This is a genomic window from Nonomuraea sp. NPDC049400 (assembly GCF_044466425.1).
Classification (GTDB): Bacteria; Actinomycetota; Actinomycetes; order Streptosporangiales; family Streptosporangiaceae; genus Nonomuraea.
On the sequence record NZ_JBITMP010000022.1, the window covers coordinates 1 to 25908 of the forward strand.

Consider the following 25908-nt stretch of genomic DNA (forward strand, 5'->3'; position numbering starts at 1 on the left):
AACTGTGATCTTGGTCGACACTGTTCTAGCAGGGGCTCTGTTGCTGTTTCCGCCGATTTGACGACACCACGAAATCGCTAACTAAGTGGTCTTGGGACTAGGCGGCTCGCGATGGTCTGGTGGCACGACGCCGTCGCGGCAAGGGGGCGGCTCGCGACGGTGTGGTGGCTCGGCGCCGCCGCGGCAAGGGGGCGGCGGGTGAGAGCGCGGCGGCTCGGCGCGGTGGCCGCGATCGTGGCGGCCATGGTGCTTGCGGGTTCCGGCTGCACCGTGATCCCCGTGACCGGCCCGCTCACCGTCAACGAGACGGGCAGCAGCGACCCGCTGAGCAAGCCGTTCCAGCGCATGATCGCCATCCCGCCCCAGCGCACCTGGGGCCCGGAGGACACCGTCAGGGGCCTGCAGGCGGCCATGGCCGCCTACGCCGACGACCCGAGCATCCTGCCGAAGTACCTGACCCCCGAGGCGCGGGCCAAGTGGAACGCCTCGGGCCCGGTGACGGTGATCGAGGACGGGTACGAGTTCGCGCCGCGCGACGGGACGGGCTCGGTGGAGAAGGTCACGCTCAAGGGCCGATGGGTGGCGAAGATCAAGGAGGACGACTCGTACGTCCCCACGGCCGCCCCGTGGGAGGGCACGTTCGAGCTCGTGAAGGTCGAAGGGGAAGGCTATCTCGTCAAGAGCCTGCCGAACGGGCTGCTCCTCACCAACTCCGACGTGACGCGCGCGTACCGGGCCACGAACCTCTATTACGTGGCGGGACCCGCGCACGACCGGCTGGTCGTCGACCGTGTGCGCCTGCGGCTGAAGCCGACGGAGACCTACGCGCAGACCATCCTGGAACGCCTGCTCAAGAGCCCGACCGCGGCCCTGCAGGGAGCGGTGACGACGAGCTTCCCGCCCGGCACCAAGATCGAGTCGATCAGGTCGGAGGAGCGCGTGATGATCAACCTCTCAGGACCCATCGACATTCTGGACCTGACCGCCGAGGCCGCCCTGAAGGCCCAGATCAGGTACAGCCTCAACAAGAACGAGATCGCCAAGGGCCGCGTCATCGAGATCCAGGTGGACGGGGAGCCGTACTCCATCGACCGGCCCGACTCCGACGACGACTGGCTGGCCGGCGGCAGCGACACCGCGTACTACGTCAGCAAGGGCGCCGTCCACTACATGGGCAAGGACGGGCCCGCGGGCACCGTGCCGGGTCCGGCGGGGGAGCAGCGCGAGGGTTACTCGGCTTTCGCCCTGTCCAAGGACGGGTCGCAGATCGCCGCCAGGACCTCGACCGGCATCTCGGTGGCCGGGCTGGCGGCGGGGGGACGCTGGCAGGAGGTCATCCCGGGCGCGAAGCTGACCCCGCCGACCTGGCACCAGGACGGCTCCCTATGGACCTATGACCAGCAGAATGCCGTCCTGCTGCGGTACAACCCGTCCAGCGGGAGAGGCCCAGAACGGGTGGCGGCCCCCCAGCTGAGGGGGCTGGACGTCACCCAGCTCAGGATCGCCAGGGACGGGGTGCGGGTGGCGGTGGTGACCGCGAAGAACACCGTCCAGATCGGCGCGCTGACGGGCGGGGCGGCGGGGACGATGCTGGGGAACTTCCAGTTCCTGACCACCACTGAGGTGGGGAACAAGATCCGCGACATCGCCTGGAGCGATTCCGAGCACCTGCTCGTGCTGGTGGAGAGCAAGGCCGGGCAGATGCAGCTCAACGAGATCAACGTGGGGGACGGGGAGGTTGTGGGGGTGCCCTTGAAGGATGAGCTGCAGTCGGTGGCGGCGCTGGACGATCGGGTGCTGGCGGCGGCCACGACGGACCAGGGCACCAAGATCATCGAGCTCAACCAGGACCGCCAGACCTGGACCGTCAAGATCGAGTCCGACGCCAGCTCCCCCCTCTTCCCCCTCGGCTGACCCACCTCCCGCCTCCCTGCGCCCTGCGACCCTGTGCCTGAGCCCTGCGCTCGCGCTCCGGTGCCCGCGCTCGCGTCCTGTGCCTGCGTCGCTCCCTCGCGCCCTGCCCGTGCGCCGGTGACCTGCACTCGCCCACGCCGCCGCCTTGCCTTGGGTCTGCGGTTGCGCCCTGCGCCTCTGCTTGCGGCTAGCCCGTGCTTGAACCTTGCCCTGTGCGCTCGCCCACGCCTTGCCCCACAACCGACCGCCCCGTGCTTGCCGGCTCCCCAGCGGGCGCGTGGAACCCTTCGGTGGCGGCGCAGTGGAAGGCGCTGGTGGTGCCGGGAAATTGTCGGTCGCGGGCGGCATCCTGGGTCGCGTGCTGAGCGCCGTACTCGATCTCGTCCTGCCTCAAGCCTGCGCCGGGTGCGGCGCCAGAGGGGCGCGGTGTTGCCCGGCGTGCCTGGCCGAGCTCATCGGCGCCCCGGCGCGGCGGCTGCCTGAGCCGGTACCGCGCGGTCTGCCCGACTGCTGGTCCGCGGCCCCCTACGACGGCGCGGTGCGCAGGGCGATCGTGGCGTACAAGGAGCGCGGCGCGGTGGCGTTGGCGGGGGTGCTGGCGGAGGCGGCGGCGTTCACCGTCGTGAGGGCGATCACCGGCACCGGGGCGTCCTGGGCGGACCGGCCGTTCGCGGTGGTGCCGGTGCCCAGCGGGCGGCGGGCGCGGCGGCATCGGGGGCACGATCCGGTCGGGCGGTTGGCGGTGCTGGTCACGGCGCAGCTGCGGGCGTTCGGCGTGCGGGCCGAGACCTGGTCCGCCCTGAGCCAGGGGAGGCGGGTCGCCGACCAGGCGGGGCTGAGCTCCGCTGAGAGGAGCTCCAACCTCGCGGGGTCACTCCAGGTCCCGGAGACCGCGAAAGGCCCTCCAGCGGCCTGTGCGCTCCTCCTGGACGACATCGTGACGACCGGCGCGACCCTCGTCGAAGCCGCCAGGGCGCTGCGGTCGGCAGGGGTGCGGGTGCCGCTGGCGGTGACCGTGGCCGCGACACGCCGAAGATCTTGAAAAGGATTACGGTCACGGTGCGTAAAGAAAGATCCAAATCATGACCCTCACCTGGAGGTCACATGTCACTTGCCCGAGGGCCGGGGTGGCGCTGTTCAACGGACAGGAGTCCCGCACCCATAAGGGTTGCCGATCGGTTAAATAGGGCATAGAGGGCCATCCGAAGACCTCGGGAAAGTCACGGTACGTGATCCTTTGGCCGATCCTCCGGCTGACATTCTTCCTGGATACGGATAGCGTTCTGACATGGCACCCGTTCGGGTCCGTGGTTGCGCAGGGTCGGGGATCCCGGCTCTGCTAGCCGATGCCAGCCGCAGGCAAAACGGTCCACGTAAGGCGACTCTTTGTCGACCGATCACGGTGCGGCTTAGGGGTAAGTCCTGCCTTCCCGAGGGTCCAGATGTCCCTCGCCAGAAGAGAAGGGCAGTAGTGGCGACAGAGCTGCGAAACCCTCAGCAGGCGGATGTGGGGTCGAAGACCAGGTCGGCCGGGCGGGTGCCGCCTGAGTTCCCGGGGACGCAGAGTCGGAAGAGGGTAACGGTGACAGAAAGGCAGACAGAAGACCTCGTCCGACATGCACGTCGTCGGACGCTCTTGCTCAGTCGTTAGACCGAAAGGGGGGCTGTTGCATGGACATCATCGTCAAGGGCCGGCACACAGGAGTTAGTGATCGGTTCCGAGACCACGTGACGACCAAGCTGGCCAGGATCGAACGTCTGGACAACAAACTCATCCGAGTCGATGTGGAGGTGTCGAAGGAACGCAATCCGCGCCTCGCGGACCAGCGCGAGCGCGTCGAGCTCACCATTCACTCCCGAGGACCGGCCATCCGCGCCGAGGCCTCGGCCGACGACCGATTCGCAGCCCTCGACATGGCACTCGACAAGCTGGAAGGCCGCCTCAGGCGACTGGCCGACCGGCGCAAGGTTCATCACGGCAACCACTGCCCGCCCTCTGTGGCGGAGATCACCGCGACGCTCCCCGACGTCGCCGACCTGGCGCCACGGACGGAGCCCACCGCCGCCAAGCAGCAGGCCGAGCCCGACGAGGACGAGCTGGTGCAGCGCGACCAGCGCTACGACGACATCGTCCCGATAGAGATGGACGGTGAAGGGCCGCTCGTCGTACGGGAGAAGTTCCACAAGGCGGAACCCATGACCATCGACCAGGCCCTCCTTGAGATGGAGCTGGTCGGACACGATTTCTACCTGTTCCGTGACAAGGAGAGCGGCCAGCCGTGTGTCGTTTACAGCAGACGCGGCTACAACTACGGCGTGTTGCGGCTCGTAGAGCCCTGATCGCGCGCTAAAAGATCTTCTCGACCACCCGAGAACCGCGGCCACGTGCCATCATGGCGGTTCAACGGCTCTGGCCCCCCGACGAGGAGGAGACGTGAGCGAGCTCAGTCAGGTTCAGATGAGCGAGCGAAGCGAGGGTAAGGCGGTCGCGAGGCACCCCAAGGAGGCCTCGTGACCGAGTCCGGCGAGGCTCGCCCGTCAGCGAGCGAGCCGATCCGCGTGCTGATCGTTGACGATCACGAGCTGATCCGGCGGAGCCTGGCGCTCGCGCTGGCCGCTGAGCCCGACATCGAGGTGGTCGGTGAGGCGAGCGACGGGCAGGAGGCGGTCGAGTTGGCCGATCGTCTCATGCCCGACGTCGCGCTCATGGATGTTCGCATGCCACGGCAGGACGGGATCGAGGCGACGAAGGGCATCAAGGCCTCCGTCCCGAGCACCCGCATCATCATGCTGACGGTGAGCGACGAGGAAGAAGATCTCTTCGAGGCCATCAAGGCGGGAGCCACCGGCTACCTGCTCAAGGACGTCCAGATCAACGACGTGCCGGCCGCTGTGCGGGGCGTCCACGAGGGCCAGTCGTTAATCAACCCGGCGATGGCGGCCAAGCTCATCAGCGAGTTCGCGAACATGAGCCGCAAGGAGGCCGAGCGCCCGCCCCAGCTTCCCGTGCCCCGGCTGACCGACCGCGAGATGGAGGTCCTGCGGCTGGTGGCCAAGGGGATGAACAACCGCGAGATCGCCAAGCAGCTGTTCATCTCCGAGAACACGGTGAAGAACCACGTGCGCAACATCCTCGACAAGCTCCAGCTGCATTCGCGGATGGAGGCCGTCGTGTACGCCGTGCGGGAGCGCATGCTGGAGATCACCTAGCCGCGTTACGGGCGAAGCCGATCCCAGTCCAGCCGGATGCGGATCGGCCCGCTGCCCAGTGTTTCCTCGCGCACCCAGTCGAAGATCTCGGACATGGCGCCACTCCTGGACTCGGGAGCGAACTCACGTCACCGTACTGGCTGAGCCAAGTATGGGACCAGCTCCGGCGGGTCGGCCCGTTCGACGCGTACCGCCTCGCAGCCCACCCACTCGGCGGCCGACCACAGGGCGTCCCTTAAGTCGTCGGCCCGCTTGACGGCAGAAAGGCCCGGCTCCAGGTGGAGCTGCTTGATGACCAGGGTGGTGCCCTCGCGGGCCGGGTCGACGCGGCCGATCAGGCGGCCGCCGGCCAGCACCGGCATCGTGAAGTAGCCGTGGACGCGCTTGTGCTTGGGGACGTAGAGCTCGAGCGTGTACTGGAAGCCGAAGACGCGCTCGGTGCGGCCGCGGTGCCAGATGAGGGAGTCGAACGGCGACAGCAGCGTCGTGCGGTGACGGCCGCGCGGCTCGGACTCCAGGGCCGCAGGATCCGCCCAGGCGTTGGGTTTGCCCTTCTTGCCCGGCCAGCCCGTGACCGTCACGGGCACCAGGCCCGCGGCGCCGCTGAGGAGGATCTCGTCGAGCATGGCCGCCTGCTCGCCCCGCAGCCGGAGGAAGTCGAGCAGATCGGTCCGGTTGGCCACGCCCAGCGAGCGGCCCGCCACGGCGGCCAGGCGTGCGATGCACTCCTCGTCGGAGAGGTCCTCGGCCAGCAGGTCGGCGGAGACCACGCGCTCGGCCAGGTCGTAGACCCGCCGCCAGCCGACGCGGCGGCTGCAGACCAGCTCGCCGATGTCGAGCAGCCACTCCAGCCCGATCTTGGAGTCTGACCAGTCCCACCACGGGCCGCCGTTCTTGGCGCCGCCGACGTCGGAGGTCGTGAGCGGGCCCTGCTCGCGGACCTGCGCGAGCAGCTTGTCGACGCCGTCGGGGACCTCGTGCCAGCGGTAGCGCCGCTTGAGGTATGCCCGGCGCCTGAACGAATAGAGCGGCCAGTGCTCGATGGGCAGGATGCAGGCGGCGTGGCACCAGTACTCGAAGCTCTGGGCGGGGTTGTGCCAGTAGGCCCGCTCGATCTTGGGCCTGCCCACCGCGCCCAGGCGGGCGTACGCGACCAGTTCGTGGGAGCGGGCCAGGACCGAGATCGTGTCGAGCTGCACGGCGCCCAGCCTGCGCAGCATGGCGTGCACGCCGCCCTTGCGGGCGTCGGCACCGATCAGGCCCTGCGAGCGCAGGATGATCCGGCGCGCCTCGTCGGGGGTGAGGTCGGTGACACCGGTCATGGCTGCGATTCCGTACGGCGATGCATACGGGCAATGTAGCGGCGACGACCGACAAGAACGGGCGCTCGTACCGGGGCCCTGCGCTCAGTCGTCCGCTCAGGGGGCAGGCATGTGGACATCCCCGGCACGCCCGGCGCGGCGGCATGTGGACGCCCGCGCCGGGGGCGACGGCGGGCAAAGCATGAGCGCCAGGGACACGCCCGGGATCCGGAGCCGAGGTCGGGGTCACGCCCCAGGGCCCGGAGCCGGGATCCGGAGCCGGGGTCGGGTCTACGCCCCGGGATCCGGAGCCGGGATCCGGGTTAGGGTGCGCGTCCCGGGATCCGGAGCCGGGTCAGGGTGCACGCCCTGGAATCCGGGCCGGGATCAGGGGCGGGGCACCCGTTGGGGCGGGTGCCCGCTCGGCGATGCCTGCGTCAGCGGTGATCTTCAGAGCGCATGCCCACGCGGGGCGCGTCGATCACGACGTCGGTGAAGATGTCGAAGACGAGGGCCAGGACGCCGCCCACGACGAACACGCCGGCGCCGATCCAGACGAGCGTCCAGTTGGCGGCCGTCAGGCCGAAGCCGGCCACCACGGTGCCCACCAGCATCACGGTCACCGCCAGCCACGATGACGCGCGACCGCCGTGGCTGCCGAGATTCTCCGAATGCTCCGACTTCGTCTCCTCAACCATGGCTAATCCTTCCTTTGCCGGTTATCGCGCTTATTGGTGCGAGCCGGCCTCAACCGGCATACCCTCTGCCTTGCCCCATTCTCCCAGACAGGTCAGGCGCCCTCGTCGTCACGGTGGCTGTGTCTGGTTGCGGAACCGCCTACGATGGCAACGGGGAAGTTTGTCTCGGCCTCTCCTCCTGGCGGCGCCGCCGGGGTAGACCTGCGAGGAGCTTTACATAAAGTGGCAGCCATTCTCGACAAGATCCTACGTGCCGGCGAAGGTAAGACCCTGCGCAAGCTCAAGCGGATCGCAGACCAGGTCAACTCCATCGAGGACGACTTCACGAGCCTGTCCGACGCGGAGTTGCGTGCGCTGACGGACGAATTCAAGCAGCGCCATGCCGACGGCGAAACGCTCGACGATCTGCTTCCCGAAGCGTTCGCGGCCGTGCGCGAGGCCGCCCGCCGCGTGCTCGGCCAGCGGCCGTACGACGTGCAGATCATGGGCGGCGCCAATCTCCACCTCGGCAACATCTCGGAGATGAAGACCGGCGAGGGCAAGACGCTCACCTGTACGCTGCCGGCGTACCTCAACGCGATCTCCGGCAAGGGCGTCCACGTCATCACGGTCAACGACTACCTGGCCAAGCGTGACGCCGAGACCATGGGGCGCATCCATCGTTTCCTCGGTCTCGAGGTGGGCTGCATCATCGCCGGGCAGCAGCCCGACGAGCGCCGCAAGCAGTACGAGGCCGACATCACGTACGGCACCAACAACGAGTTCGGCTTCGACTACCTCCGCGACAACATGGCGTGGTCGCTCGAGGAGTGCGTGCAGCGCGGTCACAACTTCGCGATCGTCGACGAGGTCGACTCGATCCTGATCGACGAGGCCCGCACGCCGCTGATCATCTCCGGCCCCGGCGAGCAGTCGGGCAAGTGGTACCAGGAGTTCGCCAAGATCGTGCCGCGGCTGCGCCGGGGCGTCGAGGCGAAGAACCCGGGCGAGGAGAGCACCGGCGACTACATCGTCGACGAGAAGAAGCGCACGGTCGGCGTCCTGGAGGCGGGTGTCGAGAAGGTCGAGGACTGGCTCGGCATCGACAACCTCTACAAGCCCGAGCACACCCACCTGGTCGGCTTCCTGAACAACGCGCTCAAGGCGAAAGAGCTGTTCAAGAAGGACAAGGACTACATCGTCGCCGACGGCGAGGTGCTGATCGTCGACGAGTTCACCGGCCGCATCCTCCACGGGCGCCGCTACAACGAGGGCATGCACCAGGCCATCGAGGCCAAAGAGGGTGTGAAGATCAAGGACGAGAACCAAACTCTCGCCACGGTCACCCTGCAAAACTACTTCCGCCTGTACAAGAAGCTCGCCGGCATGACCGGTACGGCCGCCACCGAGGCCAACGAGTTCCACCAGACGTACAAGCTGGGCGTCGTCCCCATCCCCACCAACCGGCCGATGGTCCGCAAGGACCAGGCGGACGTGGTCTACAAGACCGAGGACGCCAAGTTCAACGCGGTGGTCGAGGACATCAAGGAGCGCTACGAGGCCGGGCAGCCGGTCCTCGTCGGCACCACCTCGGTGGCGAAGTCGGAGCGGCTGTCCAAGGCGCTCAAGCGCCGCGGCGTGCCGCACGAGGTGCTCAACGCGAAGAACCACGCGCGTGAGGCGTCGATCATCGCCGAGGCCGGGCGCAAGGGCGCGGTCACCGTCGCCACCAACATGGCCGGTCGAGGCACCGACATCATGCTCGGCGGCAACTCCGAGTTCCGCGCCGACCTGGAGCTGCGCCAGCGCGGGCTCGACCCGGTCGAGACGCCGGAGGAGTACGAGAAGGCCTACCCGGAGGCGCTGGAGAAGGCCAGGGCGGCGGTCAAGGCCGAGCACGACGAGGTCACCGCGCTCGGCGGCCTCTACGTCCTCGGCACCGAGCGGCACGAGTCGCGCCGCATCGACAACCAGCTCCGCGGTCGTTCCGGCCGTCAGGGTGACCCCGGCGAGTCGCGGTTCTACCTGTCGCTCGGCGACGACCTCATGCGCCTGTTCAACTCGGCCAGGGTCGAGATGATCATGAACAGGCTCAGCATCCCCGACGACCAGCCGATCGAGTCCGGCATCGTCTCCAAGGCCATCGCCTCCGCCCAGCACCAGGTCGAGCAGCAGAACTTCGAGATCCGCAAGGATGTTCTGAAGTACGACGAGGTGATGGACCGCCAGCGCAAGGTCATCTACGCCGAGCGCCACCGCGTCCTGGAGGGCGCCGACCTGCACGAGCAGGTGCGCGGCTTCATCGGCGAAGTGATCGAGGGCTACGTGCAGGGCGCCACGACCGAGGGCTTCGCCGAGGAGTGGGACCTCGACAAGCTGTGGAAGGCGTTCGGCGAGCTCTACCCGGTCTCGGTCAGGATCGACGACCTCGTCGAGGAGGCCGGCTCGCGCGAGGAGCTGTCCGCAGAGCTCATCACCGAGAAGGTCAAGGCCGACGCGCTCGCGGCGTACGACAGGCGCGAGGAGGAGTTCGGCCCCGAGACCATGCGCGACCTGGAGCGCCGCGTGATCCTCTCGGTCCTCGACCGGAAGTGGCGCGAGCACCTCTACGAGATGGACTACCTGCGCGAGGGCATCGGCATGCGGGCCTACGCGCAGAAGGACCCCAAGATCGAGTACGCCCGCGAGGGCTTCGAGATGTTCGCCGCGATGCTCGACGGCATCAAGGAGGACTCCGTCGGGTTCCTGTTCAACCTCGAGGTGGAGGTCCAGGAAAACCCGATCGTCGAGGAAGAGGACGCGGTCCTCGCGGAGACTCGTTCGATCATCGCGCGCGGGTTGCGCGGGCCCGAGCGGCCCGCCGAGCTCGAATACTCGGCGCCCGGCGAGCAGGGCGAGGTCGAGCACACCCGCGTCCGCACGACCCAGGCGGAGCGCGCGGCCTACGGCAACGTGGAGCGTAACGCGCCTTGCCCGTGCGGCTCCGGCAAGAAGTACAAGCGCTGCCACGGCGATCCCAAGAACGCGGCCTGACAGCTCTTCTGAGACCCCCACCTCGGGTGGGGGTCTCTCTTTTTGCCATTGCCGCTTCGAAGTTCTATGCCGTTTCGAAGTCTGTGCAGAGCCATTGGACGCCTCTCCGTTCGAGGCGTACGGCGAGCACGTGGTTGCGCTCGCCGCAATGGATGAGGAGGCACATTTCCACCGCGCCGTCCCGGGGCTCCTTGACGTGCACGCTTCCGGCGAACGGCGGCCTGGCCGTCTGTATCATCTGCCCCGCCCGGACGAGCTCGCGGTAGGCGCGGACCGTGAGCTTGTCCGCCACGGTCTCCGGCGGACGCCGCCCCGCCAGGACCTCGGCGAGGGCCTGTCCCAGGTGGCGCAGCTTGCGCTCGTCGGGGATGGCTCCTGGCGGTCCCCACACCAGGGGGCGCGGGTCCAGGGCCAGGGCGCCGTGGGTCTCGGGTGGCTGCTCTACGTCGTTCGAGGGCTCTGGGGTGATGCCGAAGCGGGGGGCTGGTGACACGCATCCTCCAACTCTTGGGCGAAGAAACAATCGCTTCAAGGAGTTTTCGGTCTGGCTGAGGAATACAAATGCCGCCAACTTCTCCGAGCGTCTCCGGAGTTCGTCCGGGTTTGGTGGGGAAGGTTGCCGGAAGTTGGATCCCTGGTGTGGGGCTTGTATGGCGGTTTCAGGCGTGATCCGGCCGTCTGAGGGCCGCCCCAAACCGTTCAGGTCGAGCAGAGGTGGCGGTTATGTTTCGCCCGAATCGACGTCCGGCTCGGGCTCGCGGCCCGGGGTCATGATGTTGAGCTTGCGGATGAGGAACGTGAAGACCACGTAATACACCACACCGTAAACGACACCCAATATCAGGATTCCAGGCAGATTTTCGGTATTCGACTTGCTGGCGTTCAGGAGCATGTCCAGCAGGCCCGCGGAGAAGCCGAACCCCAGCTGGCCGCCGATCAGGGTGGTCAGGGCCATGGCCAGGCCGGTCAGTACGGCGTGCACCACCAGCAGCAGGGGCGCCACGAAGATGAAGGCGAACTCGATCGGCTCTGTGATCCCGGTGACGAACGACGCCAGGGCGGCAGACAGCATGATGCCGCCCACCGTGGCCCGGCGGTGCGCCGGGGCCGCGCGCCACATGGCCAGCGCGGCGGCGGGCAGGGCGAACATCATGATCGGGAAGAAGCCGGCCATGAACTGGCCGGAATGCGGGGCGCCGCCGAAGTAGCAGTTCCAGTCCCCGCCCAGCACCCGGCCGCCGACCTCGCACTGCGGCACCACGTACCAGACGACCGAGTTGACGAAGTGGTGCAGGCCGAGGGGGATCAGGAGGCGGTTGACCAGGCCGTAGATGCCGGTCCCTATCGGGCCGATCGAGGTCAGGGCCTCGCCCGCGTGGCGGATCCAGTCGCCGAGCACCGGCCAGAGCCAGCCGAAGAGCACGCCGATGACCAGCGCCACGATGGAGGTGATGATCGGTACGAACCTGCGTCCGCCGAAGAAGGCCAGCCAGGACGGCAGCTTGATGCGGTGGAAACGCTGCCAGAGCAGTGCGGTGACCAGGCCCATGACGATGCCGCCGAGGACCTTGGTCGGGTTCTGCATGCCGTAGTCGATGACCTCCTTGACGCCCTGGGCCTGGACCTCCTTGATGAGGACGGTGTCCCTGATGTCCGAGCCGAAGAACATCACCTTGCTCACCCGGTCGAAGACCAGGTAGCCGACCACGGCGGCGAGCGCGGTGGAGCCGTCGGACTTCCGGGCGAAGCCGATCGCCACCCCCACGGCGAACAGCAGCGGCAGGTTCTCCAGCAGCGCCGCGCCGGCCGCGGCCAGCACCTCGGCGACCTGGTTCATCCAGGCGAACCCGGCCACGTCCGCGAGGCCTCCCGGCTCGGCGCCGTTGGAGCCCAGCATGTCGGGCTGCCCGAAGCGCAGCAGCAGAGCGGCCGCGGGCAGGGCGGCGATGGGCAGCATCAGGGAGCGGCCCAGCCGCTGGAGCACGGTCATCACGCGAGCGAACGGCGAAGGCCGGGCGGCGGTGGTCTCGTTCACCGGGCGTTCCTCCGAGCCGGGTGAGGCCTCAGCCCCGTCTTACGGGCATTTCCAGGATGGTGCGTAGCTGGTAGCGGTCCGCACGATACGTGGACACGCCCAGCTCCGCACAGACGCCCCCGGCGAACGATCTGCGCTGCAGCAGCAGTACGGCGCCGCCGCGGGGCAGCTTCAGCAGGTCGGCGTCGCTCGGGTCGGCGATGCCGCCGTCGATGGTGAGCTCGCCGGCGTCCATGACCAGGCCGTAGCGGCTCTCCAACAGCTCATACAGCGATTTATCCGACAGATCCAGGGAACCGAGGTCGGGCGCGAGCTTGACCGGGATGTGGGCCCGTTCGATGGACAGTGGCTCCCCGTCGGCCGTCCGCAGCCGCTCGATGAAGTGCACCTCCTCGCCCGGCTGGATCCCCAGTTCCTTGGCCAGATGGGCGCTGGCCCGCACGATCCGGCGGTCGAGGTCGCGCGAGCCCGGGACCATGCCTCGCGCCCGCATGTCGTCGGTGAACGACGTCAGCTGGAGCGCCAGCTCGATCTTGGGCCGGGCGACGAACGTTCCCTTGCCGGGCACACGGTGCAGGCGGCCCTCGGACACGAGGTGGTCGACGGCCTGCCGCACGGTCATCCTGGACAGTCCGAAGCGCTGGCAGAGCTCGCGCTCGGACGGGATGGCCGCCCCGATGCTGAGCTCGTCGCTGTCGATGAGGTCCAGCAGGATCTCGCGAAGCTGGAAGTACTTGGGCACCGGGCTGTCCGGATCGATGTGCGCCACGGATCCTCCCCTCGTATCTGACCTGGGCAATGGGTTATGGTTCGTACTGGTCTAGTCCGGACTAGACCACATGTCGCGAAAGACGGTCAAGTCCGCACAAGGAAAGAGCCCGAGATGACCACGAAGATGCGCAGCGAGATCGCCGAGCAGCCGGCCGCGCTGCGGGCCACGCTGGACGCCCTGCTGCCGAGGGTCGGCGAGGTGAGAGCGGTGGGCGAGCAGACTCGCCAGCTGCTGTTCATCGCGCGGGGCACCTCCGACAACGCAGCAGTGTACGGGCGCTACCTGGTCGAATCGCACGCGGGCCGCCTGGCCGCGCTGGCCGCACCCTCGATCGCGACGACCTACAAGCGCCGGCTCGACCTGGACGGGGTGCTGGCCGTCGCGATCTCGCAGTCGGGGCGCACTGAGGAGATCGTCGAGACGCTGGCCTGGGCCAAGGACTGCGGGGCCAGGACCGTCGGCATCACGAACGGGGGCGAGGAGAGCCCTCTCGCGCAGGCCGCCGACGTCGCTCTGTGCACGGTCGCCGGGGAGGAGAAGGCCGTTCCCGCGACCAAGACGTACACGACGCAGCTCGCCGCGCTGGCCGTGCTCGCGCTGGGCCTGGGCGCCGACGTGGACGCGGACGACCTGCGGCGGGTGCCTGAGGCGGTGGAGAAGCTGATCACCGAGCCGGGCGATCTGGACGCCGTGGTCGAGGGGCTGTTCGACAAGCCGGGCGTCGTCGTGTCCGGGCGCGGGCTGGCGTTCTCGACGGCCCTGGAGACGGCGCTGAAGCTCAAGGAGGCGTGCTACCTGCACGCCATGGGCCTGTCCTACGCCGACCTGCTGCACGGCCCCATCGCCGTGGTCGACGCCGACACCCCGGCGCTGCTGGTCGCCGCCCAGAACAGCCCGACGCTGCCCGGCACGGTCGCGCTGGCCGAGCGGGTGGTGGCCGCGGGCGCCGCGGCGTACACGATCGGGGGCGGCGAGGCGCTCGCACGGGCGGGCACGGCCGCGCTGAACGGCCCCGACCTGCCCGAATGGGTGGCGCCCATGGGCCTGATCGTGCCGGGCCAACTGCTCACCGAGGCGCTGGCCCGCAGGCTCGGCATCGACCCTGACGCGCCGCGCGGACTGAACAAAGTCACCCAGACCGACTGATTTAACCTGGTCACAAAAGCTAGGGAGGCCGGATGGCGGCGGATGCGAACGCGATCATCGCCGGGCTCGGCGGGGCCGACAACATCATCGAGATCGAGCCCTGCATCACCCGGTTGCGCACGGAGGTGCATGACGCGTCCAAAGTCGACCAGGCCGCGCTCAGGGCGGCGGGCGCGCACGGCGTGATGGCCGCGGGAAACGTGGTCCAGGTCGTCGTGGGGCCGGAGGCGGACACCATCGCCAGCGACATCGAGGACATCATCGGCTAAGGGCGAGATCATGACGACTGTTCTCGCCCCGGTCGAGGGGGAGGCTGTGCGGCTGGCCGCCGTGCCCGATCCGGTGTTCTCCGCGGGGCTCGTCGGGCCGGGAGCGGCGATCGATCCGCTGAGGGGGCCGGGGAAGGCCGTAGCCCCCATAGCGGGAAAAATCATGAAACTGCATCCGCATGCGTACGTGATCGTCGGGGACGACGGCAAGGGCGTGCTGGTGCATCTGGGAATCGACACCGTCCAGCTCAAGGGCGCGGGGTTCCAGCTCCTCGCCGCCGAGGGGGACAGGGTGAGCGCCGGGCAGCCCGTCGTGGCGTGGGACCCCGCGCTCATCGAGGCGGGCGGGCGCTCTCCCGTCTGCCCCGTCGTGGCCCTCGACGCCGAGTCCGTGAGCGAGGTCGCGGAGGGGGCAGTTCATGTGGGAGACGAGCTTTTCCGATGGGACTAGCCACGGCGGCCGAGGCGTCACAATGAACGGGCGCTGTCACGAAGAAGGTCCGGCTGGTCTGGACCGGCACTGAAGGAGGAGTAATGGGTGAGCGCAAGGTCACCGTGGCCGCGGAGGTGGGGCTGCACGCCCGTCCCGCCGCGACGTTCGTCCAGCGGGCCAAGAAGGCCCCCATGGACATCACGGTGACGAAGTCCCACGGCGGGGAGAAGGTCAACGGCAAGAGCATCCTCGCGATCATGGCGCTGGACGTCAGGCAGGGTGAGACCGTCGTGATCAGCGCGGAGGGCGAGGGCTCGGAAGAGGTCCTCGACGAGCTGGCCGAGATCGCCGGTACGCCATGAACCTGCGGGGGGTGGGGGTCAGCCCGGGCATCGGGCACGGCCCCGCTTACGTGCTGACCGTCTCCGTGCCCGAACCCCCCGAGGGCGCCACCTACACCGGTGAGGCGGATCAGGAGAAGGAGCGCGCGATGGTCGCGCTCACGCAGGTCGCGGGCGAGCTGGAGGCCCGCGGCAACCGGGCGGGCGGCGAGGCGGAGGAGATACTCAAGGCCCAGGCGCTGATGGCCGAGGACCCCGGGCTGGTCGTCAAGGTGCGAACACTGATCGACCGCGGCCTGGCCGCCCCCAGAGCGATCTTCGAGGCTTTCACGAAGTACCGGGACGTGCTGGCCGGTTCCGGCGGCTACCTGGGCGAGCGCGCCGCCGACCTCGACGACATCAGGGACCGCGTGATCGCGCTGCTCTACGGGCACGCCATGCAGGGGCTCCCGATCGCGCCCGCGGAGCCGTACGTGCTGGTCGCCAGGGACCTCGCCCCCGCCGACACGGCGCTGCTGCGCAAGCAGGACGTCGCCGCGTTCGTCACCGAGGAGGGCGGGCCCACCAGCCACACCGCGATCATCGCCAGGGCGATGGGCGTGCCCGCCGTCGTGGCCTGCGGGGGCGCGACGGCCATCCCGCCGGGCGTGCGGGTGATGGCCGACGGCACCTCGGGAGACGTGCGCGTGGAGCCCGCCGAGTCCGACGTGGCCGAGGCGGTCGGCGCGGACACCGCGAGGCAGGCCGCGTTCGCCGCGGTGAAGGGTCCCGGCAGGACCGCCGACGGGCACGCGGTTCCGCTGCTTGCGAACATCGGTGGCCCCGCCGAACTCGACGACGCCGTCAGCGCGGGCGCCGAGGGCGTCGGGCTCTACCGGACCGAGTTCCTCTTCCTCGACAGGACCGAGCCGCCCTCCGCCGAGGAGCAGCGGCGTGCCTACCGGGCGGCGCTCGAGGCGTTCCCCGGCGGCAAGGTGGTCGTGCGCACGCTGGACGGCGGCGCCGACAAGCCGCTGGCGTTCCTGTCGGCGCCGGCCGAGCCGAACCCGGCGCTGGGGGAGCGGGGGCTGCGCAGGTTCAGGAGGTTCCCCAGCGTCATGGAGGCGCAGCTCGGCGCGCTGGCGGCCGTCGCGTCCCCAGGGCTCCAGGTCATGGCGCCGATGGTGGCCACGGCCGAGGAGGCCGGGTGGTTCGCGCAGGAGTGCCGGGCCAGGGGCCTGCGGGACGTGGGCGTGATGATCGAGACCCCGTCGGCCGCGCTGCGGGCCCGGGACCTGCTCGCCCGGGTGGACTTCGTCTCGATCGGGACCAACGACCTCGCCCAGTACGCCTTCGCCGCCGACCGCCAGGCCGGCGCACTGAGCGCGCTGCACGACCCGTGGCTGCCCGCGCTGCTCGACCTGGTCGCCATGACGGCGACCGCCGCCTCGCAGGCGGGCAAGCCGTGCGGCGTCTGCGGCGAGTCGGCCGCCGACCCGGCGCTGGCGTGTGTGCTGGTCGGGCTCGGGGTCTCGACGCTGTCGATGGGAGTTGCCGCGCTGCCCGCCGTACGCGCCGTGCTGGCCGCGCACACGCTGGACCAGTGCCGCCGCGCCGCCGAGGCCGCGCGGGCCCAGCCGACGGCGGCTTACGCGCGTGCGGCGGCCCGCGTGCATCTGCCCGGCCTCGACCGGCTGGGCCTGTAGAACGTCCGATCCGGGAAAGGGCGGTCTCGCCCGGGTCGTCACATGGATACCTTTGGAGGCATGCTTCGACGGATCGGTACGGCAGGCCTCCTCACGATCACTCTCGGCGCCTGCGCCGCCGGCGGCGGCTCGGCGGGCGCCACCCCCAGCGGAGGCAAGGCCGCGCCGCCCGCCCAGACGACGACCCCGCAGAGCCCGCCGCAGGCTCAGGCGGACCCCGTCGAGCGCGCCCTGTCGAAGATGAGCGTCGAGGAGAAGGTCGGCCAGCTCTTCATGCCCGTCCTGTACGGCACCGCGGCCGACACGGTGTCGGGCGAGAACCAGGCCAGGTACGGCGCCGGGACCCCGGCCAAGGTGATCGCCAAGTACCACCTGGGCGGCGTGATCCTCTTCCCGCACAACGTCAAGGGCGTCGGCCAGGTCGTCGGACTCAACAACGGCCTGCAGAAGGCGTCCAAGGAAGTCCCGCTCCTGATCGGCACCGACCAGGAGAACGGCCTGGTGGCCAGGATGTCCGCGCTCATGACCGACTTCCCCGGCGCCGCCGAGATCGGCGCCACCAAGGACCCCGACCGGGCCAGGGCCGTGGCCAAGGCCACCGGCGAGGAACTGCGCGCGCTCGGCGTCAACCTCGACTTCGCCCCGGTCGCCGACGTGAACGTGGACCCGGACAACCCCGTCATCGGCCGCCGGGCCTACGGCGACGACCCGGCGCGGGTGGCGAAGATGGTGGCGGCGGCGGTCAAGGGGTTCGGCGAGGCGAAGGTGGCCGCCACCGCCAAGCACTTCCCCGGCCACGGCGACACCAACGTCGACAGCCACACCGGGCTGCCTGTGATCAAGCACACGAGGGCCCAGTGGGAGAAGGTCGACGCGCCGCCGTTCAAGGCCGCGATCGGCGCGGGCGTGGACGCCGTGATGAGCGCCCACATCGTCTTCCCCAAGCTCGACCCGTCGAGGGACCCGGCGACGCTGTCCAAGCCCATCCTGACCGGCCTGCTCAGGCAGAAGCTCGGCTTCAAGGGCGTGATCTCCACCGACGCGCTCAACATGGCGGGCGTGCGCAAGAAGTACAACGACGGGGAGATCGCGGTGCGGGCCGTCCTGGCCGGGGCCGACCTGCTGCTCATGCCGAACGACCTGCCCAAGGCGCATCAGGCGGTGCTGGCGGCGGTGAAGTCGGGCCGGATCTCGCAGCAGCGGCTCGACCAGTCGGTCACCCGGCTGCTCACGCTCAAGCAGAACAGGGGATTCCTGGTCAAGGCCCCGGTGGCGGACGCGGATGAGGCGGCCCGCGTGCTGCGCTCCGCGGAGCACCGCAGGCTGGCCGCCCGTGTCACGCGTTAGTGCGCGCCGCGCAGCCCACTGGCGATGAACATCCCGGCCAGCACGGCGAACAGGAACGCCTGCAGGAACTGGATGAGCATCTCGAGCGCGGTCATCACGATCGTCATCAGCACGCCGAGGACGCCGAGGCCCACTCCCAGCGGGGTGAGCCGCTCGAACAGGAACCAGAAGCCCACCGAGCTGAAGAAGGCCACGATGATGTGGCCGGCGAACATGTTCGCGAACAGCCGGACGAAGTGGGTGAACAGCGACGTGAGGAACACCTCGGCCAGGATCATCGGGGCGTAGAGCCCGTACGCCCAGCCCGGCAGACCGGGCAGGTGCACGATGCCCCTCAGGTAGCCGCGCACGCCGTGGTGCCGGACGCCGAGATAGACCTTGATGCCGTACACGGTGAGCGCCAGCACCAGGGGGAAGGCGATGTGCGCGGCGACGGGGAACTGGATGAGCGGGATGATGCCCATCAGGTTCCAGATGAGCACGGTCAGGAAGACCGTGAGGAGGAAGCCCATCCAGCGGTCTGAGTCTTTGCCGAGGTTGGGCCGGGCGATCTGGTCGCGTACGAATACGTACGCGTACTCGCCGATGCTCTGCCAGCCCCGCGGGACGAGCTTGGGCTTGGCGAATGCGGCCCAGCACACGGCGATGGCGATGACCGAGCTGAGCAGGGCGATGAGCACCGGTTTGGTGAGCCATTCCGGGCCGCCGGGGAAGATCGGCGCGAACTGGAAGAGTTCGAGTCCCGGGGCTTTCCATTCAGGGGAGGCGTTTAAGCCATTGGAGGTGATCAGGATCGTCGTCCGCACGGCGGTCCTTTCTGGGTAGCGACCTATCGCTGGAGGATCACTTTAACTAGACATTTCGGACGTTCCTTTTGTGGGGTTTTGTCGATAAATAAATGATCGGCCGGTGTAAAGGGGGCATCCGTGGCTGCTCTACCCTGGAACGGTGCTTACGGGTGTGCTCATCGACTGGGGCGGAGTCCTGACGACCGGCCTTTCCGACGCCATCACGCGCTGGATCGTGGCCGACAGGATCGACGGCGACCACTACCGCGAGGTCATGCGGGAGATGATCGACCACGCCTACCACGGTGATGGCGAGAGCGTCGTCCACGCGCTGGAGAGGGGCGAGATCGACGGCTCCTCTTTCGAGCGCGACCTCGCCGCCAGGCTGCTGACCCTGGACGGTGTGCCGCCCGAGGCTGAAGGGCTGCTTGCCCGGATGTTCGCGGGATTCGATCGAGTTGACGCAATGTACGACATGCTCCGCGACGTACGGAAAAATGGTGTCAAAACGTGTTTGCTCTCTAACTCCTGGTCGAACGAGTACCCTCGCGACGACTGGGACGAGGTCTTCGACGCGATCGTGATCTCCGGCGAGGTCGGCATGCGCAAACCCGAGCCGCGCATCTTCCATCACGCGCTCGACCAGATCGGGCTCGCCGGCGAGGAGTGCGTGTTCATCGACGACATCGAGGCCAACATCCTGGCCGCCCGCGCGCTCGGCATCGCCGGCATTCACCACAGAGACGCGAACTCGACCATCGCGGAACTCGAGACTCTCCTCCGTCTGACGTTGCGACGGGCATGATAGAGCCCTTGCAAGGCTGAGACGGAGGTCCTCGCTGCGGATCCGTCCCAGCACGCCGAGCCGAGCTCGGCCAGAAAGCATTGAAAGGTTCGTCATGCGCGTCTATCTGCCGTGCACTCTCCCGGCCCTCGCCACGGCGGTCGAGACGGGAGAGCTGGGCCCGGCCCCGCTGACCGGCTACGCGGTGACCCCCGCGCTGACCGAGTGGTACGCCTCGGGCGACACCGAGGAGCTCGAATACGTGGCGCTCATCGAAGCGGCCCGCGCCTCGCTGCGGATGCTGGCCGCCGACCTCGCCGACGGCATCCAGGCCGCGCCACGGCGCGTGGTGGTCGCGGCAGAGGTGCCCGACCGCTCGGTCTCCGCGGGGGTAGACCTGGAGGAACGGGCGCGAGTGCGTCTCGCCGACTCGATCCCGCTGGCCAAGGTGGCCGCGGTGCACATCGACGACCACGAGGCCGTCCCCGACATCGAGGCCGCCGTCGCCGCGCTGCCCGCCGCCGACGAAGGCGACGACGACGCGAGATTCACCGTGGACGGGGCCGAGGCGCACGAGCTCATGTGGTACGCGACACAGGAGATCCCCGACCTGCTGCGCTGAGTAACGATGGCGTTACTTCGATCACACTTCCTTGACCATCCAGAGGCGCGCCTCGCTAAGGTCCCGACGCAACATCGTTTGTCTGACGCAAGGAGTCGGTTCCAAGTGAAGCTTCGAGTCGTGGCCACCGCCGTGAGCGCCATGGCAGCGGTCGCGCTGGCGGTCGCCCCTGCGAACGCGCAGGCCAAGCCGCATCCGTACGACCACAAGGACCCGGCCAAGTCGGGCTGCTGGAACTCTGCCAAGGTGGTGCGGACGGCCGACATCAAGAGCCGTCTGGAGCCCACGGTCGGGACGATCAAGCTGTGGTGGTCCTTCAAGTGCAAGACCAACTGGGTGGAGATCAGGACGGCCGCGTCGGCGACCGGCTCCATCAGCGTGTACGCCAAAGACGGCCGGAGTGACACGTACCGGTTCAGCAAGGGCAACAAGGGTCGGCACTGGGGCAACATGATCGAGGCCAACAACATGTGCGCCTGGGGCAGCGCTTCCATCCGGTGGAACGGCGGCAAGGGCGGCCAGTACGGCCAAGGCACCACCGGCAAGGCCTGCAAGTAGTTTTCCAGGGGCCGTGGCCGGATGGTCGCGGCCCCTGCGGTGGGTATTCCTCGAAATGTCATGCGTGCCGTCTAAGCTTGTCGCAACATGACGAAGCACATCATCTGGGATTGGAACGGCACGCTCTTCCACGACATCGACGCCGTGGTCGGAGCCACCAACGAGGTCTTCAAGCCGTACGCGCTTCCTGCCCTGACCGCGGACGGCTTCCGCGCGGTCTACACCCGGCCCATCTGGGTCGCCTACGAACGCCTGCTCGGCCGCCCGCTCGCCGAGGGCGAGTGGGAGTTGCTGGACGACGGGTTCCACGAGCACTACTTCCGGCTGAGCGAGGTGTGCGGGCTGGCCGACGACGCCGAGTCCGCCCTGGCGAGCTGGACGGGCACCCAGTCGCTCTGCTCGATGGCGCCCCACAGCCACCTGGTGCCCAAGGTCGAGTCGTTCGGCATCACGGGGCACTTCAACCGGGTCGACGGGTTGCTCGGCACCACCGGCGGCGAGAAGGCCGCACACATGGTGGCGCACATCGAGGCCATCGCGGTGGACCCCGGCGAGATCCTGGTGATCGGCGACAGCGTGGACGACGGGCTCGCCGCCAAGCACGTGGGTGCCAGGGCGGTGCTCTACACGGGCGGGATGACCACCAGGGCCGAGCTGGAGGGCACCGGTCTCCCCGTGGTCGACACGCTCTCCGACGCGCTCGACTACGCGTAATGCCTTCGTGCCGGCCCATGCTTTAATCGCTCAGGCCCCGACCTGAGCGGCGGTGCCCGTCGTACGCTATGCAGCGTCACCCCCCCAGGAGGCCGCCATCAACCGCCTTGTGCTGTGGAACGTCGACCTGACGCTGGTCGACGTCGCCATCGTGACCAGAGACGCCTACGCTGAGGCGTTCCGCTTCGTGACCGGGCGACCGCTGGTCAAGCTCGTGCCCCCGATGGGCCGCCCGGACTCCGAGATCGTCTTCGAGACGCTCGCCGTCAACGGCATCCAGGCAGAGGACGATCATCTGCCCAAGTTCCTGTCGGCGCTCGCCGTGGCCTTCGCCGACCGGCGCGGGCGGCTGGCCAAGGAGGGGCGGATGATGCCGGGGGCCAAGGATGCGCTGAAGGCGGTGTCCAGGCTGGACGGTGTGATCCAGACGGTGCTGACCGGCACCATCAAGAGCAACGCCGTGCACAAGCTCAAGGCGTTCGGGCTGGACAAGTACATCGACTTCGCGCTGGGGGGATATGGCGAGGAGGTCTACCCCAAGGCGACGCTGCTGCAGGTGGCGCAGTCGCGCGCCAAGCAGCGCCTGGGCACGCCGTTCACCGCGGCCAACACCGTGGTGATCGGGGACTCCACGCGTGACGTGCAGGCCGCCAAGATCGGCGGAGCGGGGATGATCGGGGTCGCCTCGGGGCGCTCCATGGCCGCCGAGCTGCGCGACGCGGGCGCCGACGTGGTGCTGCCCGACCTCTCCAACGCCTCCGAAGTGGTGGCCGCCGTGGCCTCCCTCACCTCCTCCGTCGGCCGCGCCGTCCTCTGAACACCCTTCCAGCCCCGACCGGGAGCCGGGGCGAGGCTAGGGGAGGGCGTTGAGGAAGCGGGCGGCGGCTGGGGCGGCCACGGTGGCGCCTGTGCCGGCGCCCTCGGCGATGACCGCGAAGGCCAGGTCGCCTCGGTAGCCGATGAACCACGAGTGGGTCGGTGGTTCCTTGCCGGAGCCGTATTCCGCCGTGCCCGTCTTGCCGGCCGTGCCCTCGGGGAAGCGGACGGCGTGGGCGGTGCCTTCGGTGACGACGGCGGGCATGAGCTTGCGCAGGGCGGTGATCACGCCCTGCTCCAGCGGGCGCGGATTGGTCGGCTGGGCGCCGGGGATCAGCTCCTCCTTGACGAGGCTGGGGGCGATCCACGCGCCCGATGCGATGGCCGCCGCGACCGAGGCCATGTTGAGCGGGCTCGCCAGAACGCGGCCCTGGCCGATCGAGGCGGAGGCCAGGTCCGTGTCGTCCTTCGGGTCGGGGAACTCGGCACGGACGGCGGGGACGCCCGGGGTGATCGGGGTGCCGAAGCCGAAGCTGCGGGCGACCTCAGCCAGCCGGCCGCCGTTCAGCCGGTCCACGCTCATCTCCCCGAACGTCGTGTTGCACGAATGCGCGAACGCCTTCTCGAACGGCAGCGTGCCGAAGTCCTCGAAATCCGCGTTGTGGAACGGGAAGCCGCCGATGTTCTTCTCGGCGGGACACGTGACCTGGCGGGACGGCTCGATCCCGTCCGCCACCAGCGCGGAGGCCGTGACGACCTTGAACGTCGAACCGGGCGGGTACTTGCCGAGCAGCGCCCGGTTGAAGCCTCCTGGCTTGTTCACCACCGCGAGGATCTCGCCGGTCGAGGCGCGGAGGGCGACAAGAGAGGCGGGCTTGGAGACGCCCTCCAGGGCCTTGGCTCCCGCCCGGTGGACCTTCAGGTCGATGGTGGTCTGGAACGGGCGATATCCGGCCGCGCGGACGACCGTCTGGATGGGTTCGCCGCCCTCGTAGAGGTCGATCCGGTTGCGGGCCGGCGACTTGAAACGTTCGGGGAACATCTGCTTGATGCCCTCCACCAGCTGCTGCACCGAGCCGGGCGCGGACGGGGTGTTGATCGGGGTGCCGTCGGCGGCCAGGACCTGCAGGGGGTCGCCCTGCTGGCTGATGACGCGCAGCGAGCGGCCCTGCTTGAGCAGCGGGTGGATGGTCGCCGGCGTCCAGGCCACCTTCCAGGCGCGGTCGCGTTCGACGAGCTTGAGCTCCCCGCCGTAGTCCCAGTCCTGCTGGCCGGTCAGCTTCGCCGCGAAGCCGATCTCGTCTCCGTAGGAGGCGAAGACCCCCGACGCCGTGGGGACGTGGAACCGCGCCTCGGTGACCTTGAGGTCGGTGCGGAAGCGGCGATGCCAGGTCTCGAAGTCGGCCGGCGGGTCGGCCACCAGGGCGCGCATCCCCGCATAGTCCTGTGCCGACCACGCCGCCAGATACTTGTCGGCCGTCTCTTTCGGCGAGCCCTCCGTGCGCAGCGCCCAGATGACGCCTCCCGCCGCGACGACCGGGACCAGAAGTCCCGAAAGGAGCCACGGCCAGCGGCGCTTTTTCCCCCGTTGTGGTGCCATGAGGCAGAGGACACCAGAGGGATGGCCTGGGTGTCCAATACTGATATGAGGGCTTTAAAGATATAAATGTGGATATAGTGGCTGGTCGTGGACCTCGTCCGGCATCTACGCTACTTCACCGTGGTCGCGGAGGAACTCCACTTCGGCAACGCCGCGATCCGCCTCGGCATGGCGCAACCGCCCCTCAGCCAGCGCATCAAGCGCCTGGAGGAGGAGCTCGGCGTGCGGCTGTTCGACCGCTCCGCCCGCCAGGTGCGCCTCACCGAGGCAGGCCGGCTGCTCCTCGGCGAGGCCCGCGAGATCGTGGCCAGGGTGGACCGGCTGCACGAGCTGGCCAGGCAGGGCGAGGGCGCGGTGCTCAAGGTCGGCGTCCCGCCCGACCTGGCCGCCGCCGTGATCGCCGCCCTGGTCGCGGGGTTCCGCGAGACCAATCCCGAGGTACGCCTCGCGCCCGCCGAGATCTGGACCGCCGACCAGGTGACGGCGCTGGCGGAAGGGGCCATCGACGTCGGCCTGGTCCGCCATCCGGTCTCCGCGCCCGGCCTGAGGTTCGGCCAGGTGCTCGTGCAGGCGCAGGGCGTGCTGCTGGCCGAAGGCGACCCGCTCACCGGTGTCGGCGAGGTGCATCTGGCCGACCTGGCCGGACGCGAGTTGCTGATGCCGCCCCAGGAGGGGGAGCCGGGTCTCTACGCGGAGATGCTCTCGGAGTGCCGCCGCCACGGCTACGTGCCCGTGCAGGTGCACGAGGGCGCCGGGCTGGGGCTGGTGCTGGCGGGGGCGGCAGTGGCGTTCGGCCCGAAGGTGGAGCTGCCGGGGCTGGCCTGGCGGCCGCTGCTAGGCTCGCCGATCACGTGCCGGGTCTCCACCGCCTGGCGCGTGGCGGCGAACGCGGTCGACGACTTCTCGGCCGTGGCCGTACGTACGTTGAAGGAGAGCGCCGGGATGACGGACGAGGCCGCCGTGTCCGTGCGGCGGGTCAGCCGCCGGCCGGGGATGCTGGCATGAGCCCGCCCGATTTCGACTCACTGTTCCGCGCGGCGGGCGTGACCGGCTGGCTGTATGCCGCCGACATCGACTCGGGGCGAGATGTGGGGCACAGGCAGGACGAGCCGGTGCCCACGGCGTCGATGTTCAAGGTGCCGCTGCTGGTGGCGCTGTGCCGGCAGGCCGAGGCCGGGCTGCTGGACCTCTCCGACCGGGTGACCGTGACGGCCGGCGACCGGGCGTCGGGGCCGACGGGGATCTCGGCGATGCTCGACGACGTGACGATCTCGCTGCGCGACCTGGCGTACCTGATGATCACGGTGAGTGACAACACCTCGGCCGACGTGCTGCTGGGCCGGGTGGGGTTCGACGCGGTCAACGCCATGCTGGCGGGGTTCGGGCTCGACGGGACGCGGGTGACACACAGCGCCCGGGAGCTCCTGGACAGCATGAGCATCGACGCCGGGCATGGGTGGCCGTTCGTGGATCCCGAGGACATCGCGCGGCTGAGCGTGCTCGACCCCGCGCGGACGAACCGGTCCACCCCCCGCGAGCTGGCCAGGCTGTTCGGCATGATCTGGCGGGACGAGGCGGCCTCGGAGCAGTCGTGTGCCTGGATGCGCGGCGTGCTCAACATGCAGGTGTGGCCGCACCGGCTGGCCTCCGGCTTCCCGTACGACGACGTCGCCGTCAGCGGCAAGACCGGCACGCTCCCCACGCTGCGCGCCGAGTCGGGGGTCGTCGAATACCCCGACGGCCGGCGCTACGCGGTGTCCGTGGTCACCCGCTCCTTCAGCACCGCGCTCAACCAGCCGCGCGCCGACGCGGTGATCGGCACGGCCGCGCGTATGGCGGTGGACCACCTACGGAGATAGCAAG

General features: G+C 69.2%; 25 protein-coding genes. 18 read left to right on the plus strand and 7 right to left on the minus strand.

The window, feature by feature from the left end:
- The first annotated feature begins 111 nt into the window (after positions 1-111).
- The 4 genes from ACIBVN_RS30995 to ACIBVN_RS31010 all read left to right on the plus strand — a co-directional run bounded on the left by ACIBVN_RS30995 (position 112) and on the right by ACIBVN_RS31010 (position 5124).
- The gene (locus tag ACIBVN_RS30995) at positions 112-1914 is read left to right on the plus strand and encodes an LpqB family beta-propeller domain-containing protein (protein WP_397142382.1); all 1803 of its coding nucleotides are present in this window, start codon (positions 112-114) and stop codon (positions 1912-1914) included.
- Positions 1915-2272: 358 nt separating this feature from the next.
- Positions 2273-2956 carry a ComF family protein gene (locus tag ACIBVN_RS31000; protein WP_397142384.1) on the plus strand — a complete coding sequence of 228 codons (684 nt, stop codon included), beginning with the start codon at positions 2273-2275 and terminating at the stop codon, positions 2954-2956.
- Between the two features lie 629 nt (positions 2957-3585).
- Positions 3586-4254: a ribosome hibernation-promoting factor, HPF/YfiA family gene (hpf, locus tag ACIBVN_RS31005; protein ID WP_397142386.1), complete on the plus strand. Its 669-nt coding sequence runs from the start codon at positions 3586-3588 to the stop codon at positions 4252-4254.
- A gap of 171 nt (positions 4255-4425) precedes the next feature.
- The gene (locus ACIBVN_RS31010) at positions 4426-5124 is read left to right on the plus strand and encodes a response regulator transcription factor (RefSeq protein ID WP_344996617.1); all 699 of its coding nucleotides are present in this window, start codon (positions 4426-4428) and stop codon (positions 5122-5124) included.
- A gap of 128 nt (positions 5125-5252) precedes the next feature.
- Here ACIBVN_RS31010 and ACIBVN_RS31015 read toward each other — a convergent pair whose 3' ends face one another.
- A complete protein-coding gene (locus ACIBVN_RS31015; protein WP_397142389.1) occupies positions 5253-6446 on the minus strand; it encodes a winged helix-turn-helix domain-containing protein in 1194 nt (397 codons plus the stop codon).
- Positions 6447-6862: 416 nt separating this feature from the next.
- Positions 6863-7123: an HGxxPAAW family protein gene (locus ACIBVN_RS31020; RefSeq protein ID WP_349447071.1), complete on the minus strand. Its 261-nt coding sequence runs from the start codon at positions 7121-7123 to the stop codon at positions 6863-6865.
- Between the two features lie 222 nt (positions 7124-7345).
- Here ACIBVN_RS31020 and secA point away from each other — a divergent pair, with 222 nt between their 5' ends.
- Positions 7346-10135, plus strand: coding sequence for a preprotein translocase subunit SecA (secA, locus tag ACIBVN_RS31025; RefSeq protein WP_397142391.1), 2790 nt, complete (start codon positions 7346-7348; stop codon positions 10133-10135).
- A 64-nt stretch (positions 10136-10199) separates the two neighbouring features.
- On the opposite strand, the gene ACIBVN_RS31030 is transcribed toward secA, so the two are convergent.
- The 3 genes from ACIBVN_RS31030 to ACIBVN_RS31040 all read right to left on the minus strand — a co-directional run bounded on the left by ACIBVN_RS31030 (position 10200) and on the right by ACIBVN_RS31040 (position 12939).
- A complete protein-coding gene (locus tag ACIBVN_RS31030; RefSeq protein WP_397142393.1) occupies positions 10200-10628 on the minus strand; it encodes an Rv3235 family protein in 429 nt (142 codons plus the stop codon).
- Positions 10629-10856: 228 nt separating this feature from the next.
- Positions 10857-12170, minus strand: coding sequence for a PTS transporter subunit EIIC (locus tag ACIBVN_RS31035; RefSeq protein WP_397142395.1), 1314 nt, complete (start codon positions 12168-12170; stop codon positions 10857-10859).
- A gap of 28 nt (positions 12171-12198) precedes the next feature.
- On the minus strand, positions 12199-12939 hold the full coding sequence (locus ACIBVN_RS31040) for a GntR family transcriptional regulator (protein ID WP_397142397.1): 741 nt from the start codon (positions 12937-12939) through the stop codon (positions 12199-12201).
- Positions 12940-13053: 114 nt separating this feature from the next.
- Here ACIBVN_RS31040 and ACIBVN_RS31045 point away from each other — a divergent pair, with 114 nt between their 5' ends.
- The 6 genes from ACIBVN_RS31045 (at position 13054) to nagZ (ending at position 18163) form a co-directional block, all read left to right on the plus strand.
- A complete protein-coding gene (locus tag ACIBVN_RS31045) occupies positions 13054-14088 on the plus strand; it encodes an SIS domain-containing protein (RefSeq protein ID WP_397142399.1) in 1035 nt (344 codons plus the stop codon).
- A 32-nt stretch (positions 14089-14120) separates the two neighbouring features.
- Entirely contained in the window at positions 14121-14357 is a 237-nt protein-coding gene (locus ACIBVN_RS31050; RefSeq protein WP_185071009.1) for a glucose PTS transporter subunit EIIB, read from the plus strand.
- A gap of 10 nt (positions 14358-14367) precedes the next feature.
- Positions 14368-14808, plus strand: a complete 441-nt coding sequence (locus ACIBVN_RS31055; protein ID WP_397142401.1) for a PTS glucose transporter subunit IIA — start codon at positions 14368-14370, stop codon at positions 14806-14808.
- Between the two features lie 83 nt (positions 14809-14891).
- Entirely contained in the window at positions 14892-15152 is a 261-nt protein-coding gene (locus ACIBVN_RS31060) for an HPr family phosphocarrier protein (RefSeq protein WP_397142403.1), read from the plus strand.
- On the plus strand, positions 15149-16816 hold the full coding sequence (ptsP, locus tag ACIBVN_RS31065) for a phosphoenolpyruvate--protein phosphotransferase (protein WP_397142405.1): 1668 nt from the start codon (positions 15149-15151) through the stop codon (positions 16814-16816). The genes ACIBVN_RS31060 and ptsP overlap by 4 nt, the downstream gene beginning before the upstream one ends.
- A gap of 60 nt (positions 16817-16876) precedes the next feature.
- Positions 16877-18163 (plus strand): beta-N-acetylhexosaminidase, encoded by a 1287-nt coding sequence (gene nagZ, locus ACIBVN_RS31070; RefSeq protein ID WP_397142407.1) that lies wholly within the window; start codon positions 16877-16879, stop codon positions 18161-18163.
- Here the strand turns inward: nagZ and ACIBVN_RS31075 are convergent.
- A complete protein-coding gene (locus tag ACIBVN_RS31075; protein WP_397142409.1) occupies positions 18160-18969 on the minus strand; it encodes a F0F1 ATP synthase subunit A in 810 nt (269 codons plus the stop codon). The two genes, nagZ and ACIBVN_RS31075, sit on opposite strands and share 4 nt — an antisense overlap.
- A 142-nt stretch (positions 18970-19111) precedes the next feature.
- Here ACIBVN_RS31075 and ACIBVN_RS31080 point away from each other — a divergent pair, with 142 nt between their 5' ends.
- From ACIBVN_RS31080 to ACIBVN_RS31100, 5 genes are all read left to right on the plus strand, one after another.
- Positions 19112-19756, plus strand: a complete 645-nt coding sequence (locus ACIBVN_RS31080) for an HAD family hydrolase (RefSeq protein ID WP_397142411.1) — start codon at positions 19112-19114, stop codon at positions 19754-19756.
- Positions 19757-19850: 94 nt separating this feature from the next.
- Complete coding sequence (locus ACIBVN_RS31085) at positions 19851-20357, plus strand: DUF6912 family protein (protein ID WP_397142413.1); 507 nt, start codon at positions 19851-19853, stop codon at positions 20355-20357.
- 105 nt (positions 20358-20462) lie between these two features.
- Complete coding sequence (locus ACIBVN_RS31090) at positions 20463-20915, plus strand: DUF2690 domain-containing protein (protein ID WP_397142415.1); 453 nt, start codon at positions 20463-20465, stop codon at positions 20913-20915.
- Between the two features lie 87 nt (positions 20916-21002).
- Positions 21003-21629: an HAD family hydrolase gene (locus ACIBVN_RS31095; protein ID WP_397142417.1), complete on the plus strand. Its 627-nt coding sequence runs from the start codon at positions 21003-21005 to the stop codon at positions 21627-21629.
- A gap of 109 nt (positions 21630-21738) precedes the next feature.
- Positions 21739-22446: an HAD family hydrolase gene (locus ACIBVN_RS31100; protein WP_397142419.1), complete on the plus strand. Its 708-nt coding sequence runs from the start codon at positions 21739-21741 to the stop codon at positions 22444-22446.
- Between the two features lie 36 nt (positions 22447-22482).
- Here ACIBVN_RS31100 and ACIBVN_RS31105 read toward each other — a convergent pair whose 3' ends face one another.
- Complete coding sequence (locus ACIBVN_RS31105) at positions 22483-24045, minus strand: penicillin-binding transpeptidase domain-containing protein (protein ID WP_397142421.1); 1563 nt, start codon at positions 24043-24045, stop codon at positions 22483-22485.
- 87 nt (positions 24046-24132) lie between these two features.
- Between ACIBVN_RS31105 and ACIBVN_RS31110 the strand changes: the two genes are divergently transcribed.
- Together ACIBVN_RS31110 and ACIBVN_RS31115 are read left to right on the plus strand one after the other, a co-directional pair.
- Positions 24133-25050: a LysR family transcriptional regulator gene (locus tag ACIBVN_RS31110; RefSeq protein ID WP_397142423.1), complete on the plus strand. Its 918-nt coding sequence runs from the start codon at positions 24133-24135 to the stop codon at positions 25048-25050.
- Entirely contained in the window at positions 25047-25904 is an 858-nt protein-coding gene (locus ACIBVN_RS31115; RefSeq protein WP_397142425.1) for a serine hydrolase, read from the plus strand. The genes ACIBVN_RS31110 and ACIBVN_RS31115 overlap by 4 nt, the downstream gene beginning before the upstream one ends.
- Positions 25905-25908: the final 4 nt, after the last annotated feature.

Bases quoted from the DNA above. Each gene is read 5' to 3' on its own strand.
- ACIBVN_RS31105 (WP_397142421.1), bottom strand. From the start codon at position 24,045: ATGGCACCACAACGGGGGAAAAAGCGCCGCTGGCCGTGGCTCCTTTCG.
- nagZ (WP_397142407.1), top strand. From the start codon at position 16,877: ATGCTTCGACGGATCGGTACGGCAGGCCTCCTCACGATCACTCTCGGC.
- ACIBVN_RS31060 (WP_397142403.1), top strand. From the start codon at position 14,892: ATGGGTGAGCGCAAGGTCACCGTGGCCGCGGAGGTGGGGCTGCACGCC.
- ACIBVN_RS31055 (WP_397142401.1), top strand. From the start codon at position 14,368: ATGACGACTGTTCTCGCCCCGGTCGAGGGGGAGGCTGTGCGGCTGGCC.
- hpf (WP_397142386.1), top strand. From the start codon at position 3,586: ATGGACATCATCGTCAAGGGCCGGCACACAGGAGTTAGTGATCGGTTC.
- ACIBVN_RS31045 (WP_397142399.1), top strand. From the start codon at position 13,054: ATGACCACGAAGATGCGCAGCGAGATCGCCGAGCAGCCGGCCGCGCTG.
- ACIBVN_RS31085 (WP_397142413.1), top strand. From the start codon at position 19,851: ATGCGCGTCTATCTGCCGTGCACTCTCCCGGCCCTCGCCACGGCGGTC.
- ACIBVN_RS31015 (WP_397142389.1), bottom strand. From the start codon at position 6,446: ATGACCGGTGTCACCGACCTCACCCCCGACGAGGCGCGCCGGATCATC.
- ACIBVN_RS31095 (WP_397142417.1), top strand. From the start codon at position 21,003: ATGACGAAGCACATCATCTGGGATTGGAACGGCACGCTCTTCCACGAC.
- ACIBVN_RS31020 (WP_349447071.1), bottom strand. From the start codon at position 7,123: ATGGTTGAGGAGACGAAGTCGGAGCATTCGGAGAATCTCGGCAGCCAC.
- ptsP (WP_397142405.1), top strand. From the start codon at position 15,149: ATGAACCTGCGGGGGGTGGGGGTCAGCCCGGGCATCGGGCACGGCCCC.
- ACIBVN_RS30995 (WP_397142382.1), top strand. From the start codon at position 112: ATGGTCTGGTGGCACGACGCCGTCGCGGCAAGGGGGCGGCTCGCGACG.
- ACIBVN_RS31050 (WP_185071009.1), top strand. From the start codon at position 14,121: ATGGCGGCGGATGCGAACGCGATCATCGCCGGGCTCGGCGGGGCCGAC.
- ACIBVN_RS31115 (WP_397142425.1), top strand. From the start codon at position 25,047: ATGAGCCCGCCCGATTTCGACTCACTGTTCCGCGCGGCGGGCGTGACC.